The organism is Nocardia farcinica (genome assembly GCF_029867845.1).
Taxonomy (GTDB): Bacteria; Actinomycetota; Actinomycetes; order Mycobacteriales; family Mycobacteriaceae; genus Nocardia; species Nocardia farcinica_A.
The window spans coordinates 1-9,380 of the sequence record NZ_JARWRU010000440.1 but is presented as its reverse complement, the minus strand read 5'-3'; the positions used below and the strand labels follow the sequence as shown (position 1 = coordinate 9,380).

Sequence of the window (9,380 nt, the reverse complement as noted above, 5' to 3'; positions counted from 1 at the left end):
GGGGGGGGGGGGGGGCGGGCGGCCCGCCCCCCCCCGCCCCCCCCCCGCCGCCCCCCCGGCAGGTCCGCCGCCTCGGCAGCGTCCTCGCGGGCCGCGCCGGGCGCGGCGGCGTCCCCGGACACCGCGCCGGTCCGTCCGTCGCGCTCCGGCTCGACGCTCGCCTCGGGCCAGGCCAGCTGGGTGCTGCGCCGCCTGCCGCGCAACTGCACCTCCTCGCCGGTGATCCACAGCGCCGCCTCCGCTTCCTCGGCGAAGTACAGCGCGCTGCCGGAGGCGAGGACGCGGCCGGGATGATCCTTGGCGAGTTCGGTCAGCCGGGAGGCCTCGTTGACCGGGTCGCCGATCACGGTGTACTCGAACCGATTGGCCGCGCCGATATTGCCGGCGACGGCCAGTCCGGCGGACACGCCGATGCCGATGTCCAGCCCGGCCACCTCGCGCAGCGCCTCGCGCAGGTCCCGCGCGGCCGCCAACGCGGCGGTGGGGGCGTCGGGGCGGTCCAGCGGCGCGCCGAAGATGGCCAGCGCGGCGTCGCCGACGAACTTGTTGACGAAGCCGTGGTGCCGGTCGATGACATCGACCACGACCCGGAAGAACTCGTTGAGCAGTCTCACCACCTCGGTGGGCGGGCGCTCGGCCGCCGTCGCGGTGGAACCGACCATGTCCACGAACAGCACCGCCACGAACCTGGTCTCCCCGCCCAGTTCGGTGCCGTAGTCGAGGGCGCGCTGGGCGACCTCCTCACCGACGTGCTGGCCGAACAGCTCTTGCAGTTTCCTGCGTTTGGCCGCCTCCTCCATCATCCGGTTGAAGCCGACTTGAAGCATGCCGATCTCGCTGCCGTCGTACACCTCGACCTGCACCTCGCGGGTGCCCTCCTGGGCGCGGGCGATGGCCTGGCTGAGCTGGCGCACCGGGTCGGAGATGCTGGAGGCGGTCAGCATCGACAGCGCCAGCGCCTGCAGGATGATCACCCCGCACAGCAGCAGGATGGAGATGGCCAGCGACTGCGCGGAGAACTTCACGTCCGAGGAGATCTGCGTGACGCACAGCAGCACGATCGCGAAGGTCGGCGCGAAGGTGCCCATGCCCCAGGTCATCGCCATGCGGGTGCCGACGCCGGGGGTCAGGGTGTGGTCGAAGGTGCCCTCGGTCAGCGCCTGCGCGGCGACGGGGCGCAGGATGCGTTCGCCGAGCATGTAGGTGAAGCCGAACACGATGGTCGCGGCCATGCACAGCGTCACGATCACCGCGCCCGCCAGCTTGGGCGACTCGGAGATGATCAGCCCGGCCAGCACCGCGCCGCCGAGCAGCCACAGCACCAGGTGCAGGATGGCCTGCCGCAACGGCGCGTGCAGGGCGGCCATCTGCTCCTGCCTGCTCGGCGGGCCGCCGCGCATCTGCCAGCGCATGACCGGGCGCAGCATCAGCGCCGAGGCCGCCAGGCTCAGCAGTCCGCCGGTGACGAAGACGAGGCCGGGCACGAACAGGCCGATCCGCCGCGCGTCGGCCGCCTCTCCCTCCGGCACCGGGAGCCCGTACTGCAGGAACGCCCACATCAGCACCGCGCCGAAGGCGTTGGCCAGCAGCATCGACGTCAGGTACAGCGGCCAGCGCGTATGCATGGTCTGTTTGACCGCTTCCAGAGGCGCTGACACGCCCACCAATCTAGCGTTTCGATCATGTGCGCATGTTCGCGGCGCTGAGCGGCGGATAGGCTCACGAGCGTGAGCCACCCCGAGGAAAGCGCCCCCGGCGGGCCACAGCGGCCCCGACCGGATGCCGAGTCGGTGCATCCGATCGTGCGGCAGGCCGCGGAGTGGTCGTGGCGGCTGCTGGTGATCCTGGCCGCGGTGATCGCGGTGGCGATGCTGGTGGCCCGGTTGTCCACGGTGCTGATCCCGATGGCGATCGCGCTGCTGGCGGCGGCGCTGCTGGTGCCGCTGGTGGACTGGATGCAGCGGGTCGGGGTGCCGCGCTCGATCGGCGTGGTGGTGGCGCTGATCGGTTCGCTCGGCCTGGTCGCGGGCACCATGACCTTCGTCGTCGAGCAGTTCGTGGCCGGTGTGCCGCAGCTTTCCGACGAGATCACCGCCAGCATCCAGAAGAGCCAGGACTGGCTGATCAACGGCCCGCCGCACCTGAGCGAGGAGCAGATCCGCAGCGCGGGCGACACGCTGGTCAAAACCATCGAGTCCAATCAGGACAGCGTCACCAGCGGCGCGCTGACCACCGCGACCATGATCGGGCACCTGCTCACCGGCGCCTTCCTCACGCTGTTCATCCTGGTCTTCTTCCTCTACGGCGGCGGCCAGATCTGGGAGTTCGTCACCAGGCTGGTGCCCACCGAACACCGGGAACGGGTCAGGATGGCGGGCGAGCTCGGCTTCGGCACCCTGGTCGGCTTCGTGCGGGCGACGGTGGTGGTGGCCGCGGTGGACGCCATCGGCATCGGCGCAGGCCTGCTGATCCTCGGCGTGCCGATGGCGCTGCCGCTGGCCTCGCTGGTGTTCATCAGCGCGTTCATCCCCATCATCGGCGCCTTCTTCGCGGGCTTCGTCGCGGTGTTCATCGCGTTGGTCACCAAGGGGCTGGTCACCGCCCTGATCGTGCTCGGCATCATCATCGCGGTCATGCAGCTGGAAAGCCATGTGCTGCAACCGCTGCTGCTCGGGCGCGCGGTGAGCGTGCATCCGCTGGCGGTGGTGGTCGCGATCGCCGCGGGCCTCGTGCTCGGCGGGATCGCGGGCGCGTTGCTGGCGGTGCCGTTCGTCGCGGTGATGAACACCGCGGTGCGCTCGCTGCTCGAGTCGCCGGAGGAGGTGGTCCACGAGCTGGTGACCGGGGAGCCGGGACTGTACTCGGCCGAACCGGACGAGCCGCACGAACCGCCCGCGCCCGAGGGCGAACCGGTGCGATGAACCCCTCGGCGCGCCTGGGTCCCGGCGAGCCCGGTCAGGACGACACCGCGCCGCTGTGGCGCGCTGTGCAGGCATTCCGGCTGGTCACCCTGCTGTACGCGATCGGCCAGCAGGTCGCCTCGGTGCCCTACTACACCGACCAGCGGCTGAGCTGGGTGCTGATCGCGCTGATGGTGGTGTGGTCGGGTGTCTCGGCGCTCATGCTCTCGCAGTGGCGCACCGAGGTCGCGCGGATGCGGGTCGCGGTGGTGATCGGCGACCACCTGGTGGTGATCGGCCTGATCGCCGCGACCAGGCTGGTCGCCGACCACGACTGGTACCACCACCACCAGACCCTGCCGACCACCATGTGGGCGGCCAACGCGGTGATCTCCGCGGCGATCCTGCGCGGCCCGGTGCTCGGCGTGGCCTCCGGGCTGCTGATCTCGGCGGTGATCATCACTGTGCGTGAGCAGTGGGGCGTCGACGTGTGGAGCGATGCCACCGCGCCGGTGCTGGTCTCGGTCGGGCTCGCGCTCGGCCTGGCCGCGCAGACCGCCCGCCGCGCCCAGGAGCAGGTGCGGCGCGCGGTGCGCCTGACCGCCGCCGCCGAGGAGCGCGAACGCCTCGCCCGCGAGGTGCACGACGGGGTGCTCCAGGTGCTCAGCTACATCAAACGCCGAGGCAGCGAGATCGGCGGGCCGACCAGGGAACTGGCGATCCGGGCGGGTGAGCAGGAGGTGGCGCTGCGGGTGCTGCTGTCCGAGCAGGGCGGCAGGCACGCGGGCGAGCGCGGCGGCGGCGACGAGGTGGATCTGCGCGGCCTGCTCACCGCCTACGCCACCCCGAAGGTGTTCGTGTCGACGCCGGGCGAGCCGGTGCGGGTCGGCGGGTGGGTCGGCGGTGAGATCGCCGCCGCCGTCGCGACCGCGCTGGCCAATGTCGAGTTGCACGCCGGGCCGGACGCGAAAGCCTATGTGCTGCTGGAGGACACCGGCGACGAGCTGATCGTCAGCGTGCGCGACGACGGTCCCGGCATCAGGCCGGGACGGCTGGCCGAGGCCGAAGCCGAAGGGCGGATGGGGGTTTCGCGTTCCCTCGTCGGCCGGATCGAGGCTCTCGGCGGGACGGCGGAGCTGGTGGGCGGCGGCAGCGGCGAGGACGGCGACGGCGCCGAGTGGGAGTTGCGGGTGCCGCGCGGCTGATGTCGCGGGCGCCGTGTGCCGGGGAGCGGGGAGTTCGCGGGCGCCGCACGGCCGGGCGGTGGCACCATGACAGCGACGGGCCGCCCGGTGGCCGACGGCCCGGCGGGGCGAGAGGAGCGGGTGATGGCGATCTCGGTGATGGTGGTCGACGACCATCCGATGTGGCGGGACGGGGTCTCCCGTGACCTGACCGAGGCCGGTTTCGAGGTCGCGGCCACCGCCGACGGGGTCGGCTCGGCCACCCGTCGCGCCGCCGCCGTGCGGCCGGACGTGGTGCTCATGGACATGCAGCTGCCGGACGGCAACGGCGCCGGGGCGACCGCCGAGGTGCTGCGGGTCTCCCCGGACAGCCGGGTGCTGGTGCTGTCCGCCTCGGCCGAACGCGACGACGTGCTGGAGGCGATCAAGGCGGGCGCGACCGGTTACCTGGTCAAGAGCGCCTCGGCCGCCGAACTCGTCGCCGCCGTGCGCGCCACCGCCGCCGGTCAGGCGGTGTTCACTCCCGGCTTGGCCGGAGTGGTGCTCGGCGAGTACCGGCGGATGGCCGGCGCCCCCGCCCGGCCCGACGAACCGCACCGTCCCGCCCTCACCGAGCGGGAAACCGAGGTGCTGCGGATGGTGGCCAAAGGGCTGTCGGCCAAGCAGATCGCCTCCCGCCTCGGCCTGAGTCACCGGACCGTGGAGAACCACGTGCAGGCCACGCTGCGCAAACTCCAGCTGGCCAACCGGGTGGAGCTGACCCGCTACGCCATCGAACAGGGCCTCGAGTAGGGGTGCGGATCAGGGTTCGCCCTGATGTCCCGTGGGCCGCGCCGTCGGTAACCTCGACTCATGGGCGCCTCCGAACCGGAACCCCACCGCGCTTCGTACCCGGTGGGTGATCGTGACCTGCGCGTCTCCGATGCGGAACGTGAACATGTCGGTCAGCTGCTGCAACGCGCGGTCGGCCTCGGAATGCTCTCCCTCGGGGAGTTCACCGAGCGGATGGACACCGCCCTTGCGGCCAGAACCCGCGGCGAACTCAACGCGGTGCTCATCGATCTGCCCGGCGTGCGGCTGGTCGGTCAGCCCGCGCCGTCGACGACCGGTTTCGCCGACACCAGGGGGCCGCGCGCGACGACTCCGTATCCCGGCGCGCCGCATTCCGCGCCGACTTTCCACGGGCACGGTTTCCACGGTCCGCGGCGTCCGGTCGGGCCGGTGTACGCGGGTGATTCCGCTTCGAATGTGATCCGCTGCCGGATGTCGGAAGTGAGCAGGCGCGGTCGCTGGCATGTGCCGCCGACATTGCACCTGGACAATTGGGTCGCCTCGGTGACACTGGATTTCACCGAGGCGGTCATGGCGACGCAGGTGGTGGAAATCCACGTCGACGATTTCTGTTCGTCGTTGAATCTGATCGTGCCGAAAGAGGCGACGGTCGATCTCGACGGGCTGGAACTCGTCGCGTCCACCGTGAAGAACAAGGTGGGCGCGGGCCCGCCGCTAGGCCCGCTGCACCTGGTGGTGCTCGGCCGGGTCAGGCTGGGCTCGGTGGTGGCCAAGCGGCCGTTGATAGACCACTGGCGCCGGATGATCGGCGGCTGAGCCTGCCCGTCACCCGCCCGGAGCCGTGGGGGGGCCCCGGGCGGGGACACCGGTCGCCTACAGGCAGAACGCCACCTCGATGGGCAGACCGGGGATCGGGATGCACACCTCCACCGAGCCGGCGACCGCGGTGGCCGAGGTCGCGGGTGCGGTGGGCGCCGCGGCGGTGGCGGTGCCCGCGCTCAGCGCGCCCGCGGTCAGGACGAGGGCGGCGAGAGCGGCGGGGCGGGCGAATTTCGGCGTCATGGTGATCCTCTGGTCGTGTGACTCGTTCCCCAACTGGGGGCAGGGTCCATTAGATCACCGGGCCATTACCGGTGGGTAGGTTTTCGAGCCGTCCCCAGGAAATCGACAAAACGCCGTGGCGGTATTTGTGGATTCCCACCTTCCATGGGTCGCGGGTATTGACAGCGCGATTCGCGGACAGACGTGCCGGGTTTTCGCCGAACCGTGCCGGAATTTCCGATCGCGCCGGAACTCAGGTATTGACGCCGAGGCGGCGGGCGAAGGCGCGCAACGGCATCCGGCGATCGTTGTCGAGCAGTTCCGAGACGATGTGCCGGGGCAGGGACTGATATTTCATCCAGTCCGAGACGCCGACGCGCTCGGCGTCCAGCAGCGCGCCGAGCGCCCGGCCGTACTGCCCGGTCCTGGTCCAGGCCACGGCGGTGTCGGCGAGATGGCGGGCCCGCGACGCCTGCGGCAGGCCGTTGCCCGCGGGCATCTGCGCGGCCGCGGCCAGCGCCTCCGGGTAGCGCTCGGCGGAGACATTGACATCGACGGTCTGCATGACCACCTGCGAAGGGCCGAAATAGGTCTCGTAGTCCTGGCGGTCGACGCCGAGGCGCAGCGCGACCTCGCTCGCGGCCTCCAGCAGTGCCAGCGCGTCTGGCACGTTCTGCGCGCGACCGGCCGCGGTGGCCCCCTGCAGGACCAGCGAGCCGTAGGCGGACAGGTGCGCAGGCGCGACCTCGCCGTCGGGTTCGAGATCACGAGCCGCGCGCAGGGCGACGCCGCGCGACTCGGCGTAGCGGCCCTGGATCAGCAGCTGCCAGGCCACCGAACCGCGAATGGTGGCCGCCAGCAACGGATCGTCGCCACGCTCGGCCGCGGCCAGCGCCAGCCGGATCGCCAGGAAGGCCGGGTCGGTCTGGCCGAGGTGCACCAGCGTGCAGCCGGTGACCCAGTACATCCGGGCCAGCAGCTCGTTGGCCGGCGCGACCGAGCCGTTGCGGGCGGCGTGCACGGTGGCGCGTAACTGGGTGAGGCCGGTGGGCAGGATGGTGGTGAGCAGCTCGTAGTGCCCCGACCAGTAGGCGCCCCAGGCGTAGTCGACCGCGCGGCGCGCATCGTCGAGGGAGACCGCGGCCTCCTCCGGTGTGGTGCCGAGCAGGTCGTCGACCGGGGTGAGCGCGCGGCGGATCGCCACGATGCCCGCGTCGGGGTTGCTGGACGGGATGCCGTGGCGATTGCCGATCAGATCGGCGATGTCCACATCGAGAGCGCGAGCGATCTTCTGCAAGCTGGCGATCGAGGCGGTCTGCCTGCCGCCCTGCTCCAGTTTGCGAACCAGGTCGACGCTCACGCCTGCCTGATCGGCGAGCTGGCGTTGGGTCAGCGCCTTACCACGAAAGCGCCTGATGCGTACACCGATCGAAGATTCGTCCATGACCTCGCGCCCTTGGTGTTACGAACACATTTCTGTGTTACATCCACGTTTCAGGATACCGACGGTAGGCCCCATTTCGGCGGTGAAGTGGGACATTACGTACGACTCCGAGGACGCTAGTTGGAATACCGTTGTCCTTCCGCAACTTTGAGAACCCAATGTTGAGAAGGCAGGGGCGGCACATGATCACGATGCCGAGCGCTACCGCACCACTGGCATTGTCCGCAATTCTCGCGCGCCGACCGCGCGCTTGCGCCGGATTCGGGCGACTACACCTCTCGCTCCCGATCCGTATCTCGTTCACCACCACTGTTTGAGGAGCCCCGCGCGATGTTCGAACGCTGCCACTCGTCCAAGGACGCTGCCCTGCTGCTGCAGGACCAGTACGGCCTGCCCGTCCAACTGCTCGGCGGACGCCCCGTCGTCACCACCGGCAGTGTCCTGGGAGCCCTCGTCATGCCGCCCGCCCTCGGCCACGACGTGCTCGCCGCCATGAACTGTTCCTACCCCGTCCCGGTGATCGCCGACCCGGGTGAACGCACCTGGACCTTCCTGGTCACCCCGCCCAGCCCGATGACGCCGGTCGACCAGCACGTGCGCCACGAACTGGCCGAGCACCACGTGACGGTCGTCCCCGGCGGCCGCCACATCCTGCTGCCCACCACCGATTCCGATCGTGGCTGGCACTGGGCCGCCGAGCCCATGCCCGGCGTGCTCACCATGCCCGCCCGGCGCACGGTGATCGAGGCGGTCCATCGGGTCGTCAGCATGTCGGTGACCCCGAGCTGACCGGTCCGGGTCCCGCAGGCGCACCCCACCCGGGCGGGACCACGCCGGGACCACGCGGAATCGGGTAGATCCCCCGCGCCCCGGCGAGTGTTTCTACTCATGTCCGGTCCGCTCCCGGACCGGACCATGAGCGCATGACTGGTTCGATCGACCCGGCGCTGGTCGCCCGCCTCTCCGGTGAGTTCACCGCGCTGGGAACACAGATGGGCGCCCTCGGGCGCGACCTGGACCTGCTGCGCCGGCAGGTGCTCGAAGCCCTGCCCGGCGATCGGGCGGTGGAGCAGCCCGCGCCGGGGGCAGCGGGCGGTGTGGACGGCACGGGCGCCGATGTGACCGGTGGGGCGGGCGGTCCCGGCGGGCAGGCCGTGCCGGGGACAGTCGGGGGCGGACGATCGGATGCCGCTTCCGTCGCGTCCGCGGGTGCGGGGCAGACGGTTCCGGGGCGGGTGAGTCAGGAGACGGCGGCCCCGGGGCAGGCGGTGCACGAGGGGACCCGTGCCCACAGCGTGCCCCCCGCCGGGCGATTCCCGGGATACGCGCCCGCGCCCGGCGGCTACGTGCCCCCCGCGTCCGGCTACGTGCCCTCCGCTCCCGGCGGCTACGTGCCCCCCGCGCCCGGCGGCTACGTGCCTCCGGGGCGTCCCGGTGTGCCGTTTCCCGGCCGTCCCGCCTACGGCGCCCCGCCTCCGCAGGCATGGCGGCGTCCGCCGCCCGCCCCCCGTCCGCCCGCCCCGGGCCGGGTGAACACGACGCCGTGGTGGCAGCGCGACGGGATGATCAGCCGTGTGCTCGCGGTGGCGGGCGTCGCGGTGACGCTCATCGGCGTCGTCATGCTGCTGGTGCTGGCCGCGCAGGCCGGTCTGTTCGGGCCGGTGCCGCGGGTCGTCGCCGGCGCGCTGTTCTCGGCCGCGCTGGTCGGAGCCGGCCTCCGGGTGGCCGACCGGCCCGGTGGGCGGGTCGGCGGAATCGCGCTGGCCGCGACCGGTGTCGCGGGGGCCTACCTGGACGTGGTGGCGGTGACCGGCGTCTACGACTGGCTGCATCCGGTGCCTGGCTTCGCCGTGGCGCTGGGGATCGCGGCGGGCGGCGTGGCACTGGCGCTGCGCTGGAACTCACAGCCGCTGGCGGTGCTGACGGTCGTGGGGGGGGGCCGGGCCCCCGCCGGGGGGGGCCCCCCCCCCCGGGGGGGGGGGGGGGGGCGGGGGGGGCCACCGAGCCGGCCGCCCGGGG

9 protein-coding genes are annotated in these 9,380 nt (G+C 71.9%); 6 read left to right on the top strand and 3 right to left on the bottom strand.

The annotated features are described in order from the left end of the window. A partial coding sequence (locus QH283_RS09390; RefSeq protein WP_432420687.1) for an adenylate/guanylate cyclase domain-containing protein occupies positions 1–1,658 on the bottom strand: 1,658 nt, incomplete at its 3' end. A gap of 132 nt (positions 1,659–1,790) precedes the next feature. On the opposite strand from QH283_RS09390, the gene QH283_RS09385 reads away from it, so the two are divergent. The 4 genes from QH283_RS09385 to QH283_RS09370 all read left to right on the top strand — a co-directional run bounded on the left by QH283_RS09385 (position 1,791) and on the right by QH283_RS09370 (position 5,692). After that, entirely contained in the window at positions 1,791–2,921 is a 1,131-nt protein-coding gene (locus QH283_RS09385; RefSeq protein ID WP_280502631.1) for an AI-2E family transporter, read from the top strand. Next, entirely contained in the window at positions 2,918–4,105 is a 1,188-nt protein-coding gene (gene macS, locus QH283_RS09380; RefSeq protein WP_280502628.1) for a MacS family sensor histidine kinase, read from the top strand. The genes QH283_RS09385 and macS overlap by 4 nt, the downstream gene beginning before the upstream one ends. 123 nt (positions 4,106–4,228) lie before the next feature. Next, positions 4,229–4,876 carry a response regulator transcription factor gene (locus tag QH283_RS09375; protein WP_280502630.1) on the top strand — a complete coding sequence of 216 codons (648 nt, stop codon included), beginning with the start codon at positions 4,229–4,231 and terminating at the stop codon, positions 4,874–4,876. A gap of 60 nt (positions 4,877–4,936) precedes the next feature. Further along, positions 4,937–5,692 (top strand): DUF1707 SHOCT-like domain-containing protein, encoded by a 756-nt coding sequence (locus QH283_RS09370; RefSeq protein WP_414689696.1) that lies wholly within the window; start codon positions 4,937–4,939, stop codon positions 5,690–5,692. A 57-nt stretch (positions 5,693–5,749) separates the two neighbouring features. Here the strand turns inward: QH283_RS09370 and QH283_RS09365 are convergent, their stop codons facing one another. Next, positions 5,750–5,938 carry a hypothetical protein gene (locus QH283_RS09365; protein WP_280502627.1) on the bottom strand — a complete coding sequence of 63 codons (189 nt, stop codon included), beginning with the start codon at positions 5,936–5,938 and terminating at the stop codon, positions 5,750–5,752. 232 nt (positions 5,939–6,170) lie between these two features. Then, the gene (locus QH283_RS09360) at positions 6,171–7,361 is read right to left on the bottom strand and encodes a helix-turn-helix domain-containing protein (protein WP_280502626.1); all 1,191 of its coding nucleotides are present in this window, start codon (positions 7,359–7,361) and stop codon (positions 6,171–6,173) included. A gap of 330 nt (positions 7,362–7,691) precedes the next feature. Between QH283_RS09360 and QH283_RS09355 the strand changes: the two genes are divergently transcribed. After that, positions 7,692–8,150 carry a hypothetical protein gene (locus QH283_RS09355; RefSeq protein ID WP_280502625.1) on the top strand — a complete coding sequence of 153 codons (459 nt, stop codon included), beginning with the start codon at positions 7,692–7,694 and terminating at the stop codon, positions 8,148–8,150. 134 nt (positions 8,151–8,284) lie between these two features. Then, a partial coding sequence (locus QH283_RS09350; RefSeq protein ID WP_280502624.1) for a DUF2339 domain-containing protein occupies positions 8,285–9,380 on the top strand: 1,096 nt, incomplete at its 3' end.

What these genes read in the sequence shown, in the direction of transcription:
- macS (WP_280502628.1), top strand. Translation starts at nt 2,918, where the DNA reads ATGAACCCCTCGGCGCGCCTGGGTCCCGGCGAGCCCGGTCAGGACGAC.
- QH283_RS09375 (WP_280502630.1), top strand. Translation starts at nt 4,229, where the DNA reads ATGGCGATCTCGGTGATGGTGGTCGACGACCATCCGATGTGGCGGGAC.
- QH283_RS09370 (WP_414689696.1), top strand. Translation starts at nt 4,937, where the DNA reads ATGGGCGCCTCCGAACCGGAACCCCACCGCGCTTCGTACCCGGTGGGT.
- QH283_RS09365 (WP_280502627.1), bottom strand. Translation starts at nt 5,938, where the DNA reads ATGACGCCGAAATTCGCCCGCCCCGCCGCTCTCGCCGCCCTCGTCCTG.
- QH283_RS09360 (WP_280502626.1), bottom strand. Translation starts at nt 7,361, where the DNA reads ATGGACGAATCTTCGATCGGTGTACGCATCAGGCGCTTTCGTGGTAAG.
- QH283_RS09355 (WP_280502625.1), top strand. Translation starts at nt 7,692, where the DNA reads ATGTTCGAACGCTGCCACTCGTCCAAGGACGCTGCCCTGCTGCTGCAG.